Annotated in this window: 13 protein-coding genes; 10 read left to right on the top strand and 3 right to left on the bottom strand. The window is 71.3% G+C overall.

Annotated features, from left to right (window positions below; all coding sequences use genetic code 11):
• The first annotated feature begins 11 nt into the window (after positions 1 to 11).
• The 6 genes from purH (at position 12) to ACTJJZ_RS03180 (ending at position 8,978) form a co-directional block, all read left to right on the top strand.
• A complete protein-coding gene (gene purH, locus ACTJJZ_RS03205; RefSeq protein ID WP_440719718.1) occupies positions 12 to 1,622 on the top strand; it encodes a bifunctional phosphoribosylaminoimidazolecarboxamide formyltransferase/IMP cyclohydrolase in 1,611 nt (536 codons plus the stop codon).
• Between the two features lie 113 nt (positions 1,623 to 1,735).
• Entirely contained in the window at positions 1,736 to 3,376 is a 1,641-nt protein-coding gene (locus tag ACTJJZ_RS03200) for a DNA-3-methyladenine glycosylase 2 family protein (protein ID WP_440719717.1), read from the top strand.
• Positions 3,373 to 3,879: a methylated-DNA--[protein]-cysteine S-methyltransferase gene (locus ACTJJZ_RS03195; RefSeq protein ID WP_440719716.1), complete on the top strand. Its 507-nt coding sequence runs from the start codon at positions 3,373 to 3,375 to the stop codon at positions 3,877 to 3,879. The genes ACTJJZ_RS03200 and ACTJJZ_RS03195 overlap by 4 nt, the downstream gene beginning before the upstream one ends.
• Before the next feature lie 465 nt (positions 3,880 to 4,344).
• Entirely contained in the window at positions 4,345 to 6,309 is a 1,965-nt protein-coding gene (locus tag ACTJJZ_RS03190; protein WP_440719715.1) for an ABC transporter ATP-binding protein, read from the top strand.
• Positions 6,306 to 8,126 carry an ABC transporter ATP-binding protein gene (locus ACTJJZ_RS03185; protein WP_440719714.1) on the top strand — a complete coding sequence of 607 codons (1,821 nt, stop codon included), beginning with the start codon at positions 6,306 to 6,308 and terminating at the stop codon, positions 8,124 to 8,126. Before ACTJJZ_RS03190 ends, ACTJJZ_RS03185 begins: the two co-directional genes overlap by 4 nt.
• Before the next feature lie 93 nt (positions 8,127 to 8,219).
• Complete coding sequence (locus ACTJJZ_RS03180; RefSeq protein WP_440719713.1) at positions 8,220 to 8,978, top strand: hypothetical protein; 759 nt, start codon at positions 8,220 to 8,222, stop codon at positions 8,976 to 8,978.
• Between the two features lie 124 nt (positions 8,979 to 9,102).
• On the opposite strand, the gene ACTJJZ_RS03175 is transcribed toward ACTJJZ_RS03180, so the two are convergent.
• Complete coding sequence (locus ACTJJZ_RS03175; protein ID WP_440719712.1) at positions 9,103 to 9,558, bottom strand: N-acetyltransferase family protein; 456 nt, start codon at positions 9,556 to 9,558, stop codon at positions 9,103 to 9,105.
• Between the two features lie 180 nt (positions 9,559 to 9,738).
• Between ACTJJZ_RS03175 and ACTJJZ_RS03170 the strand changes: the two genes are divergently transcribed.
• Positions 9,739 to 11,958, top strand: a complete 2,220-nt coding sequence (locus ACTJJZ_RS03170) for an NADP-dependent isocitrate dehydrogenase (protein WP_440719711.1) — start codon at positions 9,739 to 9,741, stop codon at positions 11,956 to 11,958.
• A 71-nt stretch (positions 11,959 to 12,029) separates the two neighbouring features.
• Here ACTJJZ_RS03170 and ACTJJZ_RS03165 read toward each other — a convergent pair whose 3' ends face one another.
• On the bottom strand, positions 12,030 to 13,556 hold the full coding sequence (locus tag ACTJJZ_RS03165) for a L,D-transpeptidase family protein (RefSeq protein ID WP_440719710.1): 1,527 nt from the start codon (positions 13,554 to 13,556) through the stop codon (positions 12,030 to 12,032).
• Positions 13,557 to 13,685: 129 nt separating this feature from the next.
• Complete coding sequence (locus ACTJJZ_RS03160) at positions 13,686 to 14,174, bottom strand: hypothetical protein (RefSeq protein ID WP_440719709.1); 489 nt, start codon at positions 14,172 to 14,174, stop codon at positions 13,686 to 13,688.
• Positions 14,175 to 14,421: 247 nt separating this feature from the next.
• On the opposite strand from ACTJJZ_RS03160, the gene ACTJJZ_RS03155 reads away from it, so the two are divergent.
• Genes ACTJJZ_RS03155 through nagB form a run of 3 tightly spaced genes read left to right on the top strand, consistent with a single transcriptional unit; the run spans position 14,422 to position 17,283 of the window.
• Positions 14,422 to 15,576, top strand: coding sequence for an ROK family transcriptional regulator (locus tag ACTJJZ_RS03155; protein WP_440719768.1), 1,155 nt, complete (start codon positions 14,422 to 14,424; stop codon positions 15,574 to 15,576).
• Positions 15,577 to 15,581: 5 nt separating this feature from the next.
• The gene (locus ACTJJZ_RS03150; protein ID WP_440719767.1) at positions 15,582 to 16,511 is read left to right on the top strand and encodes an ROK family protein; all 930 of its coding nucleotides are present in this window, start codon (positions 15,582 to 15,584) and stop codon (positions 16,509 to 16,511) included.
• Complete coding sequence (gene nagB / locus ACTJJZ_RS03145) at positions 16,504 to 17,283, top strand: glucosamine-6-phosphate deaminase (RefSeq protein ID WP_440719708.1); 780 nt, start codon at positions 16,504 to 16,506, stop codon at positions 17,281 to 17,283. Before ACTJJZ_RS03150 ends, nagB begins: the two co-directional genes overlap by 8 nt.
• The last annotated feature ends 2 nt before the right edge of the window (positions 17,284 to 17,285 follow it).

Raw genomic sequence — 17,285 nt, 5'->3', positions numbered from 1 at the left:
AGGAATCCCCGATGGCCGGTCCCGCTCACGATCCGTCGCTCTACCGCCCCCGAGACGAGGTGCGGGTCCGTCGCGCGCTGGTCTCCGTCAGCGACAAGTCCGGCCTGGTGCCGCTCGCGCAGGCCCTCGCCGGCAACGGCGTCGAGATCGTGTCGACGGGATCCACCGCGCAGACCATCCGTGACGCGGGCATCGAGGTCACCGACGTGGCCGCGGTGACCGGTGTCGCGGAGATGCTGGACGGGCGCGTGAAGACGCTGCACCCGGCCATCCACGGCGGACTCCTCGCGGACCTGCGCCTGGAGGACCACGAAGGGCAGCTCGAGCACCTCGGCATCGAGCCCTTCGAGCTCGTCGTGGTCAACCTGTACCCGTTCGTCGAGACCGTGGCCTCGGGGGCCGTCGGCGACGACGTGGTCGAGCAGATCGACATCGGCGGGCCCGCCATGGTGCGCGCCGCCGCGAAGAATCACGCCAACGTCGCGATCGTCGTCTCCCCGGACTCGTACCCGGCCATCATCGACGCGATCGCGGAGGGGGGCACGACCCTCGCGCAGCGCCGCGAGCTCGCCGCCCGCGCTTTCGCGCACACCGCCTCGTACGATGCGGCCGTCGCGTCCTGGTTCGCCGAGGGCACCCTCATCGACGAGGGCGACCTGCCGACCCATCTCACGATCCAGGCCGAGCGGCTGTCGACCCTGCGCTACGGCGAGAACTCGCACCAGCGCGGTGCGATCTACACGCGGGCCGGCGGGCACGGCATCGCCCAGGCCACGCAGCTGCAGGGCAAGGAGATGTCGTACAACAACTACGTCGACGCCGACGCGGCCCTGCGCGCGGCCTACGACATGGTGCACCCGGCCGTCGCGATCATCAAGCACGCCAACCCCTGCGGCATCGCGACCACCGCGCCGAACGCCCTGGATCCCATCGCCAGCGCGCACCTGCGTGCGCACGAGTGCGATCCCGTGTCGGCGTACGGCGGCGTCATCGCCGCGAACGGCACGGTCACGCTGAAGATGGCCGAGAACCTGAAGGACATCTTCACCGAGGTCATCGTCGCGCCCGCCTTCGAGCCGGCCGCGCTCGAGGTGTTCAAGGCCAAGAAGAACCTGCGGCTGCTGCAGCTGCCGGACGACTGGCAGCAGGAGCGGATGGACGTGCGCCTCGTCTCCGGCGGCCTGCTGCTGCAGGACGCGGACCGGTTCCCCGATGACATCGTCTCGGTCGCGAAGAACTGGGAGCTCGTCTCGGGCGAGCGCCCCGAGGACCCGGCCGAGATGGAGAACCTCATCTTCGCGTGGAAGGCGTGCCGTGCGGTCAAGTCCAACGCGATCGTCCTCGCCAAGGCCAACGCCACGGTCGGCGTCGGCATGGGCCAGGTCAATCGCGTCGACTCGTGCCGCCTCGCCGTCGAGCGCGCCGGCGACCGGGCGGCGGGATCCGTCGCCTCCTCCGACGCGTTCTTCCCGTTCGCGGACGGCGCCCAGGTGCTCATCGACGCGGGCGTGACCGCGATCGTGCAGCCCGGCGGCTCGGTGCGCGACGACGAGGTCGTCGACGCGGCTCGCAAGGCCGGCGTGACCATGTTCTTCACCGGGGAGCGCCACTTCTTCCACTGAGCCCGACCCGTCCCGTCCCGGGATCCGTCCCGGGATCCGCGGAGGGGTGAACGGGCCACTGCGATGTCCGATTTCCGCGAGACGGCGGGAATCGGACGTGCCAGAGTGGAGGCATGGACTTCCCCGGAACGACCCTTCCCGCCATGGGTTTCGACGAGCGGTATCGCGCGATCGACGCGCGGGACGCGCGCTTCGACGGGCAGTTCGTGACGGCGGTGCGCTCGACCGGCATCTACTGCCGGCCGAGCTGTCCCGCCCGCACGCCCAAGCCGGAGAACGTGACGTTCTTCCCGACCAGCGCCGCCGCGCACGAGGCGGGTTACCGGGCCTGCAAGCGCTGCCTGCCCGAGGCCGCGCCCGGATCGCCCGAGTGGAACCTGCGCGGGGACGTCGCGGCGCGCGCGATGCGGCTGATCGCGGACGGCGTGGTGGAGCGCGAGGGCGTGCCGGGGCTCGCCGCGCGCCTGGGCTACTCCTCCCGGCACCTGACCCGGCTGCTCGCCGCGGAACTCGGCGCCGGCCCGCTCGCGCTCGCCAGGGCGCACCGGGCGCACACCGCGCGCATGCTGCTCGTCGGCACCGACCTGCCGATCGGCGACGTGGCGTTCTCCGCGGGCTTCGCGAGCGTGCGCCAGTTCAACGACACCGTGCGCGAGGTGTTCGGTCTCGCGCCGGGCGAACTGCGCGCCACCCGGCACGGCCGCGGGCGGGATCGATCGACGACCGCCGCGACCGTTCCGGGCGAGATCGAGCTGCTGCTGCCCTACCGCCGGCCGTTCGATGCCCAGGGCCTGTTCGCCTGGATGCGGGCCAGGGCGCTTCCGGGCGTCGAGGAGGCGGGGGAACGGAGCTTCTCCCGGCACCTGCGGCTCGACGGGGGACCGGCCTGGTTCGAGCTGCGGCTCGACGACGCGGAGCGTCTGCACCTGCGCGCCCGGCTCGCGCAGCTCGGCGATCTCGCCCCGCTCGTTGCCCGCGCACGCCGTCTGTTCGACCTCGACGCGGATCCGGTGGCCGTCGACGCCGCCCTCTCGGCGCACCCGCCGCTCGCGCCGCTCGTCGCACGCACCCCGGGAATCCGGGTGCCGGGCGCCGCGGATCCGCACGAGATGCTGATCCGCGCGATGGTCGGCCAGCAGATCACGGTCGCCGCCGCGCGCACCGCGCTGACCCTGCTCGCGTACGAGCTCGGGGAACGCGTCGGCGCTCTCCGCGAGCAGCAGGAGTCAGGACAGCCTGAGACGCCGCCGCTCCCGGGGAACGCGCCGCTCCTCCCGCCAGGCCCGCACGCGGACGGCGGGATCCTGTTCCCGACCATGGCGGCGATCGCGGAGCACGGCGCCGACGTGCTGCGCGGACCGGCGGCGCGGATCAGGGCGGTCACCGGGGCCGCCGCCGCGCTGGCCGACGGATCGCTGCGGCTCACGCTCGGCGACGACGGCGCGGCGCAGCGCGCGGCCCTGCTGGCGATGCCGGGGATCGGGCCGTGGACCGCCGACTACGTGCGGATGCGCGTGCTCGGCGATCCCGACGTGTTCCTGCCCGCCGACGTCGCCGCCCGTGCGGGCGCCGCGGCCGCCGCCCTTCCTGGCGAAGCCGCGCCGCTCGACGTCTGGGCCGCGCGGACCTCGCCCTGGCGCAGCTACCTCACCGCCCACCTCTGGCGCGCGACGCCGCCCAGGCCCGCGAGAACCGCCCGAGCCGCGAAGAACCTCCCGACCACGACGACCTCGATCAAGGAAGGTGCGCAATGACCGCCCTCATCCAGACCATCAGCACGCCCGACGGCCCGTTCACGATCCTGACCGACGCGCAGCACCGCGTCCTCGCCTCCGGATGGACCGCCGATCACGAGGAGATCGTGAACCGTCTCCCCGAGCGGCACCGCCCCGCCGAGATCTCCGCCGGCAGCACGGCCGCCGCCGACGCCGTCGCCGCCTACTACGCGGGCGACGTCGCCGCGATCGACGCGGTCGAGGTGCGGCAGTACGGCACCGAGCTGCAGAGCGCCGGCTGGGCGGCGCTGCGGCGGATCACGCCCGGCGAGCCGCTCACCTACACCGAGTTCGCGGTGGCGCTCGGCAAGCCCGGAGCGGTGCGACCCGCCGCGTCCATCTGCGCCCGCAACGCCCCCGCCCTGTTCGTGCCGTGCCACCGGGTGCTGCGCACCGACGGCTCCCTCGGCGGCTTCGCCTGGGGCGTCGAGGTCAAGCGCCGGCTGCTGGATCGGGAGGCCGCGCACGCGATCGCGGCCTGAGCGCCGCCGGTCCGCCGGGTCGGCGGCATCCGCGCCCCCTCCTGTCATCCGCGCCCCCTCCCGTGAACGGCAACGGGAGGGGGCGCGGATGCGCAGAGGGGGCTTCGAAGGGAGAGAGCGGCGAAACGCGCGTGCGCCACGGGCGCGCGGACGAGTTTCCACGATCTTGAGATCGTTTCCGGAAAGCGCTTGCGTTCAGCAAGATCACAGACATAGGCTGGGGGGCTGTCGCGCCAGCCGGACGACAGCTGCCGAACCGAGGAGGCCATCATGCCCACGATCATCACTGCATCGTCGATCAGTGTCGCCGGTTCGCTCTTCGCTCCGGCCGAGGACTGACCCGCTCCGGCTCCTCCTCGGCGGCTTCCCGACGGAAGCCGGCCGCCGCTGTTCGCACGGATGCATCGCATCCGCTCTTTCTCGTCCCCTGCCATCCCCCGCCGCGACACGTCACCGCTGAGAATCATGCCTGAAGAATCCTCGTCCTCGTCCGTCACCAACCCCCCTCTCTCGACACCGCGGGCCCTTGCGCGCCTGGCCCCCTTCGTGAAGCCGGTCGCCTGGCGCCTCGTCGGCGGCGGTCTGTCGGCGCTCGCCGCCGCCGTGATCGCGCTGTGCGTGCCTCTGCTGCTGCAGGTCGTGCTGGAAGGCCCGATCGCGTCCGGCGAGATCGGCGCCATCGTCTGGGGTTCGATCGCCGTCGCCGTCCTCGCCCTGGGCGAGGCCGTCATGGTGTGGCTGCGTCGTCAGTTCGTGCTCAAGCCCGCCACGCAGGTGGAGTACACGATGCGCACGCAGCTCTACTCCCGGTTGCAGACGCTGCCTGTCGCGTTCCACGACCGCTGGCAGTCCGGCCAGCTGCTCAGCCGGATGATGCAGGACATCGGCCTGATCCGCCGCTGGCTCGCCTTCGGGCTGGTGCTGCTCGTCGTCAATCTGCTCACGATCATCATCGGCGCGGCCCTGCTGTTCCGCTGGCACTGGCTGCTCGGCACCATCTTCCTGGTCACGGCCGTGCCGCTGTGGATCTCCGGGTTCCTCTTCGAGAAGCGCTACGGCGTGCTCACGCGCCGCAGCCAGGACCAGGCCGGCGATCTCGCCACGAGCGTCGAGGAGAGCGTGCACGGCATCCGCGTGCTGAAGGCGTTCGGCCGCGGCAAGCACGCACTGCTGAAGTTCAGCAACCAGGCCGAGTCGCTGCGCGAGACCGAGCTGAGCAAGGCCAGGGCCGTGGGCTGGATCTGGTTCTGGCTGGTGTTCATGCCCGAGGTCGCGTTCGCGCTGAACCTCGTCGCCGGCATCTGGCTGATCGCCCAGGGTGCACTGAGTGCGCCCGAGCTTTTCGCCTACTTCGCGATGGCGACGGTGCTGCGCTGGCCGATCGAGTCGATCGGATTCCTGTTCTCGTTCCTGCTCGACGCGCGCACCGCGACCGACCGGGTGTTCGAGATCTACGATGCGCAGAACACGATCACGGATCCCGCCCGTCCGGTCTCCATCCCGGAACCGCGCGGCGCGCTGGTGTTCGAGGGCGTGCACTTCCGCTACCAGGACGCGCGCCCGCACGAGCGCGATCTGCTCGACGGCGTCGACCTGGCGCTGCGTCCCGGCGAGACGATGGCGCTGGTCGGGATCACCGGATCCGGCAAGACCACCCTCACCACGCTCCCCACGCGGCTCTACGACGTGACCGGCGGCCGCGTCGTGCTCGACGGCGTGGACGTGCGCGAGCTGAGTCTGGCCGAGCTGCGCACGCACATCGCCATGGCGTTCGAGGACGCGACCCTGTTCTCGGCGACCGTGCGCGAGAACGTGCTGCTGGGCAGAGCGGATCTCGACCCGCACAGCCCCGAGGCCGAGCGCGTGCTGCGCGAGGCGCTCGAGGTCGCCCAGGCGGGCTTCGTCGACACGCTCCCCGAGGGCACGGAGACCATGATCGGCGAGGAGGGGCTGAGCCTGTCCGGCGGACAGCGGCAGCGGCTCGCGCTCGCACGGGCGGTCGCGGCGAAGCCGAAGGTGCTCGTGCTGGACGACCCGCTGTCCGCGCTCGACGTCGACACCGAGGCGCTCGTCGAGGAGGCCCTGCGCCACGTCCTCGCCGAGACCACGGCGCTGGTCGTCGCGCACCGGCCGTCGACCGTCGCGCTCGCGGACCGCGTCGCGCTGCTGCAGCGCGGCCGTGTCGTCGCCGTCGGCACGCACTCCGAGCTGCTGCGCACGAGCGCGCACTACCGCCACGTGATCTCGAGCCTCGAGGCCGAGGAGGCCGCACGCACGGGGACGATCCCCGTGATCCCGGCCGCTGACCCTGAGCCCGCAGCTCCGGTCCCTGAGCACGCAGCTCCGGTCCCTGAGCCTGTCGAAGGGACCCCGCCCGGGCAGGACGACCAGTGCGATACCGATGCCACGACAGAGGAGGTGCAGGCATGAGCGTCGCCGGAACCCCGCAGGGAACCAAGGACGAGGACCGCTCCAATCTGACCCGCGAGGAGAGCAGGGCGATCCGCCGCCGCTCCCTGAAGCTGTTCGGATCCCTGGTCGCCCCGCTCAGGGTGCAGATCACGCTCACCGCGCTCGTGCTGGTGATCTCGACGGCCGCCCAGGTCGCGGGCCCCGCGCTCGTCGCGTACGGCCTGAACACCGCGCTGCCGGCGGTGCTGAAGCGCGCCGACTGGATGCCGACCGTGGGCGTGGGACTCGTGTACCTCGTGGTGGGGATCCTCGGATCCGCGCTCATCGGCTGCTACGCGGTGCTCACCGCGCGCATCACCCAGGCCGTGCTGATCGACCTGCGCAAGCGCATGTTCCTGCACACCCAGCGGCTGAGCCTGGAGTTCCACGAGAGCTACACGTCCGGCCGGATCATCTCGCGCCAGACCAGCGACCTCGACTCGATCAGGGAGCTCCTGGACGGCGGCCTGAACCAGCTCGTGTCGGGCCTGCTCTACGGACTGTTCACGTTCATCGCGCTCGTGCTCGTCGATTGGGAGTCGGGTGTCGTGCTCGTGCTCGCCGGGATCCCGCTGGCGTACCTGATGCGCTGGTTCTACGCGCGCTCGCAGCGCGTCTACCGCGAGTCCCGGGTGATCAGCGCCAAGGTGATCGTGCAGTTCGTGGAGACGATGACCGGCATCCGCGCCGTGAAGGCGTTCCGCAAGGAGCCGCGCAACGACGTGTCCTTCCAGCAGGTCGCGGGCGAGTACCGCGACGTGAACCGCCGCTCGATGCTGCTGTTCGGGACGTTCGAGCCCGGGCTCATGGCGGTCGCCGCGCTCACGCTCGGCGTCGTCGTGGTGTGGGGCGGCGTGCGGATGGCCGACGGGCAGATCCAGGTCGGCATCCTGCTGGCGGCGGTGCTGTACGTGCGCAACTTCTTCGCGCCGATGCAGGAGATCGCGATGTTCCTGAACTCCTACCAGTCCGCGACGGCAGCGCTGGAGAAGGTGTCGGGCGTCCTCGAGGAGGTGCCCACGGTGCCCGACCCGGTCAGACCCGTCGATCTGTGGGACGCGAAGGGTCACGTGCGCTTCGAGGACGTCGAGTTCGGGTACTCGTCCGAGCGGATCATCCTCCCGGACTTCTCCCTGGACATCCCCGCCGGACAGACGATCGCACTGGTGGGCACCACGGGGGCGGGGAAGTCCACGCTCGCGAAGCTGGTGTCGCGGTTCTACGACCCGACCGCGGGCGAGGTCACCCTGGACGGCGTGGACCTGCGCGATCTGCACCCGAAGGACCTCCGTCGCGCGATCGTGATGGTCACACAGGAGGCGTACCTGTTCAGCGGCACCGTCGCGGACAACATCGCGCTCGGCAAGCCCGACGCGACGATGGAGGAGATCCGGGCCGCGGCGAGGGCCGTGGGCGCCGACGAATTCATCGAGGGGCTCCCGGACGGGTACGGCACCGACGTGAACAAGCGCGGTGGCCGGGTCTCGGCCGGGCAGCGCCAGCTGATCTCGTTCGCGCGCGCCTTCCTCGCCGATCCCGCGGTGCTGATCCTCGATGAGGCGACCGCCTCCCTGGACATCCCCTCGGAGCGCCTGATCCAGGACGCGCTGCAGACCCTGCTCGCCGACCGGACCGCGATCATCATCGCGCACCGCCTGTCGACGGTCGCGATCGCCGACCGCGTGCTGGTGATGGAGCACGGCCGGATCATCGAGGACGACGCCCCGGACGTCCTCATCGCGGGCACGGGCAAGTTCGCCCAGCTGCACGCGGCGTGGCAGCAGACGCTGGTGTAGGACGCTCGCGCGGAAGCCTGCCTGCTGCGGTCGGCCGAGCCGCGANTCGCTCGTCCGGATCCGGGGGCTTCGGGCGACGGTTAGCATGAGGACGTGGATCCGTTCTCGGCGGTCGAGCTCTGGTGGATCGCGCCGGCGGTGGTCGGCGCGGGTGCCGCCGGCGGGTCCGTGACGCTGCGGCGCCGCGGCCGGCGTCGGCGCCTGGCCGTCGACGCGGCGCGCAAGGAGCTCGCGGAGGCGAAGACCGACGTCGTGACCCGGCATGCCGCGCTCCGGGTGGCGCGAGCGGACCTCGCGCACGTCACGGCCGCACGCGCCGCCGGGCGGGCGACCGATGCGGAGGTCCACCGCTCACGGCGGCGGCTGCGGGACGCGGAGATCGAGGCGCGCGCGACGTCGGCTCTGGTGCGGTCGCGCCGGGCGCGGCTGCGGGCGGCGCGGGCCGAGCTCTCCACGCCGGGCGATCCGCTCGAACGGCTGATGGCCGGCCACGAGGCGATCATCGCGCGGTGGATGCGCTACGAGACCGATCCCGCGCTGCTCATCGCCTACCCGCGGATGACCGATGTGCGCGTGCCGGCGACGGCCGCGCTCTCCGCCGCGCGGGAGCGGGCGAGTCTGACGCGCCCGTCTCGGGACGCCGGGCGGATCAGCCCCGAGGAGTTCGCGGCGTACCGCGACGCGGTCGCCGCCCTGGACAGCGCGCTGAACGAGGCGGAACGCGTCGCGGGCGCCGTGACCGATCCTCGCCCGAGCTGGCAGGACGCCGCGCAGTCGCTGCTCGGCCGCGGTGCGGAGGTGCTGCGGGACGCCACGGCGGAGTGGACCGCACGGCGCCGCGACGACCGGTGACCCGGGCAGCCCGGACGGGGGCGTATGCGGGGTCCGGACGAAGAAGGCGACGGGACTTCGATGGGGGAGGGGATTCGAAGTCCCGCCGCTGGTATCAGCGTACGCGAGCCGAGGCGCAGGCGTGTCAGGCGAAGCGGATCTCGGCGATCACTTCGCCGTATTCGGTCTCGCCGACGGGCGAGAAGCCGACGCGCTCGAAGAAGACCTCGGGCCCGCCCTCACCCGCCTCGTAGATCACGGTCAGGTGGTGGAAGCCGCGCTTCCTGGCCTCGTCGAGCAGGCTTTCCACGGCGAACCGTCCCACGCCGCGTCCCTGTTCGTCGGCCGCCACGTTGATGCGCCACAGCACGGAGCGGAAGTGCTCCTCGGGAGCCTCGGGATCGAAGTTCGCGCTGACGAAGCCGACGACCTCGTCGCCGTCGAGCACGACCCGCTGCCAGGTGGTCTGCGGATTCATGACGGTCGCGGCGATCCCGTAGGACACCGGAGCGAGGAACTGCTCCTGCCCGGGCTTGAGGGAGAGGTTGTTGACGGCGACGATCGTCGCCGCGGACAGTTCGACCAATCGCAGTTCCGTCATAGAGCCCAGGCTAAACCCTGGAAGGCTCCTGAGACGGACCAAGCGGAAACGTGAGGAGAAGTTCACCGGACGCTCGGCTGCGGTGCCCCTTCGGCCCTCGGGCGGCTCGGCCGCTCAGGTATCTTGGTATCGAGACAAATCCTGCGTGAAGACCACTCCCTGCGTGAAACGGAGACCCCGGTGACCGACGACGCCATCATCTACACCTATACCGACGAGGCACCGGCACTGGCGACCGCCTCGCTCCTGCCGATCGTCCAGGCCTTCGCCCACCAGGCGGGCGTCGACATCGAGACCCGCGACATCTCGCTCGCCGGCCGGATCCTCGCGGCGTTCCCCGAGCGCCTGCGCGCCGACCAGGCGGTGGGCGACGCGCTCGCCGAGCTCGGCGGGCTCGCCACCACTCCCGCGGCGAACATCATCAAGCTGCCGAACATCTCGGCCTCGATCCCGCAGCTCAAGGCGGCCATCGCCGAACTGCGGCAGAAGGGGTTCGACGTCCCGGACTACCCGGACGAGGCGACGACGGTCGAGGAGAAGGACATCCGCGCCCGCTACGACCGGATCAAGGGATCCGCGGTGAATCCGGTGCTGCGCGAGGGCAACAGCGACCGGCGCGCGCCGCTCGCGGTGAAGAACTACGCGAAGAAGCACCCGCACCGCAACAAGGCGTTCGCCCAGGGGTCCAAGACCCACGTGGCGACCCTCGGTCACGACGACTTCAAGGCGAACGAGAAGAGCTGGGTCTCGGCGGGCGACGACGTGCTCACGATCCAGCACGTCTCCGCCGACGGCGAGGTCACCGTGCTCAAGGAGAACCTCAAGGTGCTGCCCGGCGAGATCGTCGACGCGACGTTCCTGAACGCCGCCGCCCTCGACGCCTTCCTCGCCGAGACCCTCGCCGAGGCGAAGGCCGAGGACGTGCTGTACTCGGTGCACCTCAAGGCCACGATGATGAAGGTCTCGGATCCGATCATCTTCGGCCACGTCGTGCGCGCCTACTTCGCGGACGTGTTCGACCGGTACGGGGAGCAGCTCGCAGCCGCGGGTCTCACCGCGAACGACGGGCTCGGCTCCATCCTCTCCGGGCTCTCCGGCGTCGAAGGCGGGGAGGAGATCGCCGAGGCGTTCCTGCGCGCCATGGAGAACGGCCCCCGGCTCAGCTACGTGAACTCGGACAAGGGCATCACGAACCTGCATGTGCCGAGCGACGTCATCGTCGACGCGTCGATGCCCGCCCTGATCCGCAACGGCGGCAAGCTGTGGGGCAAGGACGGCGGCGAGGACGACACCCTGGCGGTCATCCCCGACTCGTCGTACGCGGGTGTCTACGAGGCGGCGATCGAGGACGTCATCGCGCACGGCCCGCTCGACCCGGCCACGATCGGCAGCGTCTCGAACGTCGGCCTGATGGCGCAGGCCGCCGAGGAGTACGGCAGCCACGACAAGACCTTCGAGATCGCCGCCGACGGCCGCGTGCAGGTCGTCACCTCGTCCGGCGAGGTCGTCCTCGAGCACGAGGTGCACACCGGCGACATCTGGCGTGCCACGCAGACCAAGGACGTCCCGGTCCGCGACTGGGTGCGCCTGGCCGTGAGCCGAGCCCGCGCGACCGGCGTCCCCGCCGTGTTCTGGCTCAACCCGTCGCGTTCGCACGACGCGGCGCTGATCGCCAAGGTGACCGAGTACCTGAAGGACCACGACACCGACGGCCTCACGATCGAGATCCTCACCCCCGAGGACGCGACGCGCTACTCGCTGGAGCGCATGCGCAAGGGTCAGGACACGATCTCGGTCACGGGCAACGTGCTGCGCGACTACCTCACCGACCTGTTCCCGATCCTCGAGGTGGGCACGAGCGCCAAGATGCTCTCGATCGTCCCGCTGCTCGCCGGCGGAGGCCTGTTCGAGACCGGCGCGGGCGGATCCGCCCCGAAGCACGTGCAGCAGCTCGTCGAGGAGAACTACCTGCGCTGGGACTCGCTGGGCGAGTTCTTCGCCCTGGCGGCCTCGTTCGAGCACTACGCGGACCGCACGGGCAACGCGAAGGCGGCGATCCTCGCCAAGACTCTCGACGCCGCCACCGGCACCTTCCTCGAGGAGGACCGCTCGCCGGGACGTGCGCTGGGCACGATCGACAACCGCGGCAGCCACTTCTACCTCGCGATGTACTGGGCGCAGGAGCTGGCGCAGCAGACCGAGGACGCCGACCTCGCCGCAGCGTTCGCGCCGGTCGCGGCTGCGCTCGCCGCGGACGAGCAGCGCATCGTCTCGGAGCTGAACGCGGTGCAGGGCAAGCACGCAGAGATCGGCGGCTACTACCGTCCCGACGGCGCGCTCGTGGCGAAGGTCATGCGCCCATCCGCGACCCTGAACGCGGTCATCGACGGTCTGAACTGATCCGCTGAGGACACAAGAAACCCCGCTGCGTCACGCGGCGGGGTTTCTTCGTGCAACGGACCCGGATCCGCTCAGTAGTGGACGTTGACCTCGATGCCCTGCGGGCTCCAGTCGAACAGCCACTCGGCGCGGTACTCGGGCATGCCGACGCAGCCGTGGCTCATCGGGGTGCCCCAGTTGTCGTGCCAGTACACGCCGTGCAGGGCCTCATCGCCGTTGAAGTACATGACCCACTTCACGTCCGGCTGGTAGTAGAACGGCGCCTTCGTGAGGTCGGTGTTGCCCATGTTCTGGGTGTCGAGCTTCCAGTTCACGGTGAACGAGCCGGTGTGCGTGGCGAAGCCCTCGCGCCCGGAGGAGACCAGCCAGGAGTCGACGACGTTGCCGTTCTCGGTCACCGTCAAGGTCTCCGTGCTGAGGTTCACGTCGATCTTGCGCAGCAGCGCGGTGGAGCTGAACGGCGTGTCCTTGACCGGCAGCGCGAACGTGCCGTCCCCGCCCTGCAGCTGGGAGGCGAACCCTGCGGCGGCCCCGGACACGTCGCCGAGCTGGCGGCCGTTCACGCCGGGGGTGAGGTTCTGCAGGACCTCGCCGGACGAGTTCACCACGGTGGTCGCGTTGACCGGGGCGCGGTTCACCTTCGCGGCGAGGCCGTCCACGGCCTTCTGGATTGCGGCCTGGTCGGCCTGGATCGACAGGGACCCGTCGTCGGGGGTCACCCTGATCCAGCTCGCCGCGGTGGCCGGATCGACCGGCACGGTGCGCTCCTTGCCCACGTAGAAGCCGATCGTGGAGAGCATCGTGTTCAGTCGCGCGGCGGTGTCGGTCGCGGTCTTGTCGGTGATCCCGGGGGCGACCGGCGTCGCCGACGCCGGGAACGACATGCTGCCGTCGCCCTTGTCCGCGGCGGTCGAGATCGCGTCGGTGAGGGCGGCCAGGCTGATGCCGGAGCCGCTCTTGCCCGGTGTCGTGACGTACTTGCCGGCGGCCGCGTCGAACGACACGGTGGCGTCGGTCGCGTCCTGGTAGACGGACGGCACCTGCGCGCGCAGCGCGTGCTCGGCCGCGCGGGCATCGAGCGTGATCGTGCCGCTGATCGGCGCGGACATCCACGACGTGATGTTCCACATCGGATGCTTCGCGAACGCCTGTTCTGCGAGCTTGGTGGCGTCGATGTGCGCGCCGAGATCCGAGCCCGTGACATGGTTGCCGGAACCCTGTCCGGTGAGCGTGATCTGCATGCCGGACACGTGGCTGTTCACCGCCTCCGCGGCCGCGCCCACCGTCATCCCGCCGACCGGCACGCCGGCGATGGCGGTGCCCGGGGCGATCAGGATGGTCGATGCCGCGCCGAGACCCAGCGCGATCGCGGCGAGTCCGATCCCGACCCAGCGGCCGACGTGGCGCTTCTTCTTCGGCGCGTCTGCGGTGGGCGCCCACTCCACGGGACGATCCCCTGATCCGTCATCGCCGGCGTCGATCGGCGTCGTGGCGCCGTCCATGCCGCCCGCGGCGGTCATGTCCGCGAACCCGTCCGTGCCGTCGACGATCGGAGACTCCTCGGTCGAAGCCCCCGCTGCCGTTGCCAGATCCGTCACGTCCACACCCCCCTGCCCTCTGAGATATCAAGTACCCCTCAGGATACGGGATGCCATATCACAGAACGGCAACGGAAGCACATCTGCCTGGCGGGCGCCGCGAAAGTCCGTCCTCTCCGGAGGAGATGCTCAGGAGGCCGCGCACAGGTCGTCGAACGACCGTGTGGCGTCGCCGATGTCCTTCGGCGCCTGCAGCAGCTGGGCGGCCGCGGCCGGATCGCCGTCCTGCACCGCTTTCGTGAGGACATCCGCGTACTTCGCGTAGACCGCCTGCACCTGCTGCGCGGCGGTGCGGATCCGTCCGTTGCCGAGCTCGTCGACGGCGGCGCCGATCCGGTCGACGTCGGCCTGGAAGCGCTTGCGCGTGCCGGCGGGATCCTTGGCCGCCGCGGCGGGATCGATCGAGGCGACGTCCTCGCCCACCTCGGTCAGCACGCCGGTCATCGCGGCGCAGGCGTCGGACGTGGTCTGCGTGTCGGCGCCGGCCGAGGTGGCGGGGGCGGGCGAGGAGGCGGCGCCGGGCGGGAGCGCGCCGGTGGCGCAGCCGGAGAGGGTCAGCGTGGAGAGCGTCAGCGCGGCGAGAGCGGTGGCGCCGACGGCGAGCGGGCGGCGGATCATGGCGGTCCTCCTGGCGTTCGGGAGCGGGATCACATCCAAGCAGAGCGGCCTGGCAGCGCGCTCCGAGCGCGGGAGAGAGGGCCTGGGAACCGCGGGATCCGGGTGCGGGATCCCGGCGGTGCGCGGAGCGTTGCCGTCCGGTAACGTTTGCATCACCCGACCGGCGCGTCCCGCGCGACGGCTTGCGTTTCCCCTGTTCGTAAGGTCTACTAACAAACATGTTCTCATGGATGAGCAGCGTCGCAGGATGAACGCGGACCACGGCGGCTCCAGCCCGCACCGATTCGGTCCGGCGCGGCATCTGCGCACGCGGGTGAAGGTGCTGCCCGAGCACGCGAGAGGCCACAACAGGGCGCTGGTGCTGCAGACGCTCTTCCACAACGGGGCGATGAGCCGCGCAGACCTCTCCCGGGAGACCGGCCTCACCCGGGTGACGATCTCCGACCTCGTCGGCGAGTTCATCGCCGACGGCATCGTCGTGGAGAAGGGGATCCGCGAGACGACCGGTCCCGGCAAGCCGCCGATCCTCATCGACATCGACCGCGACGGGCATCGCATCGTCGGAATCGACCTGTCCGGCCCCGGTGCGTTCGAAGGGGCCCTGCTGAGCCTGGACGGCGAGGTCCTGGAGCGTCGCGAGGTGCCGCGCCCGAGCGGCGGGACGGCCGCCTACGAGGCGGTGCGCGCGCTCGCGGACGAGCTGCTGTCGCTGTCCACGGCGCCCGTGCTCGGCGTCGGGGTCGGTGCGCCCGGCATCGTGCGGTCCGACGGACTGGTGCTCAGCTCGCCGAACCTGGACTGGACCGACTTCCCGCTCGAGCGGCTGCTCAGCGCCGCCCTCGACCTGCCCGTGCTGGTGCGCAACGACGCCAATGCCGCCGTGCTCGCCGAGTACACGTTCGGCCAGGCGAGAGCCGACATGCTGCTCGTCAAGGTCGGTCGCGGAGTGGGGGCCGGGCTCATCTCGGACAGTCAGCCGCTCGTCGGCAGCAGGTTCGCTGCGGGCGAGATCGGGCATGTCGTGGTCGGCACCGACGGCGGCCCGCGCTGCGCGTGCGGCAGGGACGGCTGCCTGGAGGCGTGGCTGAGCGCGTCGACCCTGCGCGCCCGCATCGCCGACGCGGCCCCGGAGGAGAGGGAGGCGGTGCTGCACGATGCCGGCGTCCGCCTCGGCATCGGGATCGCACCGATCGTGGCCGCGCTCGACCTCTCCGAGATCGTGCTGTCGGGGCCCGCGGATCTCCTCGACGGCACGCTCATCGAGGCGGCGACCCGCACCCTCGCCGAGCGCACCCTGGAGGGCGTCTACGACGATGTCGTGATCCGGCTCACCGCGCAGAAGGACATCGTGCTCCGCGGGGCCGCGGTCATGGTGCTGTCCAGCCAGCTGGGCGTCTCGTGAGCGCGATGCGGGTCGGCCTGGATGTGGGCGGCACCAAGATCGACGCCCTCGCACTCGGACCGGACGACGAGATCGTCGCGCGCACCAGGATCCCCACCGGCTGGGGCGACCACGCCGTGGTGACGGCCGTGCACGACGCGATCGACGCCCTCGCCGCGGAGGGCGGTTTCGCGACCGCAGATGTGGTCTCGGTCGGAATCGGGATCCCCGGACTCGTCGACGCGGAGGGCGGGCGTGTCCTGCACGCGGTCAACCTCGGAGTCGCCGACCTCGACCTCGCGTCCGCGGTGCGGACACGGCTGCTCGTCCCGGTGGCGGTCGAGAACGACGTGAAGGCCGCGGCGCTCGGTGCGGGATCGCTGCGCGGCGACGCGCACTCGATGGCCTATCTCAACCTCGGCACCGGCGTGGCCGCGGGCATCGTGATCGACGGACGGCTGTGGCGCGGCGCCCGGGGCACGGCCGGCGAGATCGGGCATCTGTCGGTGGATCCCGGCGGCCGCGTCTGCGGGTGCAGGCAGCGCGGCTGCATCGAGACGTTCTGCGGCGGCGGCGCGGTCGCGAGGGCTTGGGGGCGCGGTGGCGCGCTGCCGATCCTCGACATCTTCGACCTCGCCGAGGCGGGCGATCCGCTCGCCGCCGAGCTGCGTGCGGGGATCGCCTACGGCGCGGCGTCGGCCGTGCGCTGCCTCGTGCTGAGCGCCGACGTGGAGACGGTCGTGATCGGCGGCGGCGTGACGGCGCTCGGCGACCGGCTGCTCGGCGACCTCGTGCGACGGCTGCGTCTCGAGGGGGAGGGATCCGCGTTCATCGGGTCCCTGCGCCTCGATGAGAGGATCGAACTGCTGCCCGCCGGGTCTCCGGCGGCAGCGCTGGGCGCCGCGCTCGTCGGCGCGGCCCGGATGAACGCGCACGAGGGAGCAATCCATGGCTGAAGTCGTCATCGTCGAGAGCGCCGCCGCCGCGGGCGAGCTGGTCGCGGAGGAGATCGCCCGGCTGATCGCCCGCCGCTCGGACGCGGTGCTGGGCCTGGCGACCGGATCCACGCCGCTGCCCGTCTACGCGGCGCTGCGGAACCGGCTCGCCGGGGCCGACCTCTCGCACGTGCGCGGATTCGCGCTGGACGAGTACGTGGGCATCGATCCTGCGCATCCGGAGAGCTATCGCTCCGTGATCACGCGCGAGGTCGTCGAGCCCCTCGGCCTGAACCCGGCCCTGGTGCACGTGCCGGACGGCGCTGAGGACGGGATCGAGCACGCGGGCGCCGAATACGACGCGAAGATCCGCGCCGCAGGCGGCGTCGACCTGCAGATCCTGGGGATCGGCACCGACGGGCACATCGGCTTCAACGAGCCGGGATCCTCGTTCGCGTCGCGCACCAGGGTGAAGACCCTGACGGCGCAGACCCGCGAGGACAACGCGCGCTTCTTCGACTCGATCGACCAGGTGCCGATGCACTGCATCACCCAGGGGCTCGGCACGATCCTGGAGGCGCGGCACCTCGTGCTGCTCGCGTACGGCGAGGGCAAGGCGGACGCGGTCGCGGCCGCGGTGGAGGGGCCGCTCACCGCGTTCGTGCCCGGCTCAGCGATCCAGCTGCACCCGCACGCCACGGTGGTCGTGGACGAGGCGGCGGCGTCGAAGCTCCGGCTCGCGGACTACTACCGCTACACGTTCGAGAACAAGCCGGCCTGGCAGGGCATCTGACC

Source organism: Microbacterium sp. 22242 (assembly GCF_052045495.1).
Classification (GTDB): Bacteria; Actinomycetota; Actinomycetes; order Actinomycetales; family Microbacteriaceae; genus Microbacterium.
The sequence above is the reverse complement of the archived record's forward strand: the minus strand, read 5'-3'. Positions and strand labels throughout refer to the sequence as shown.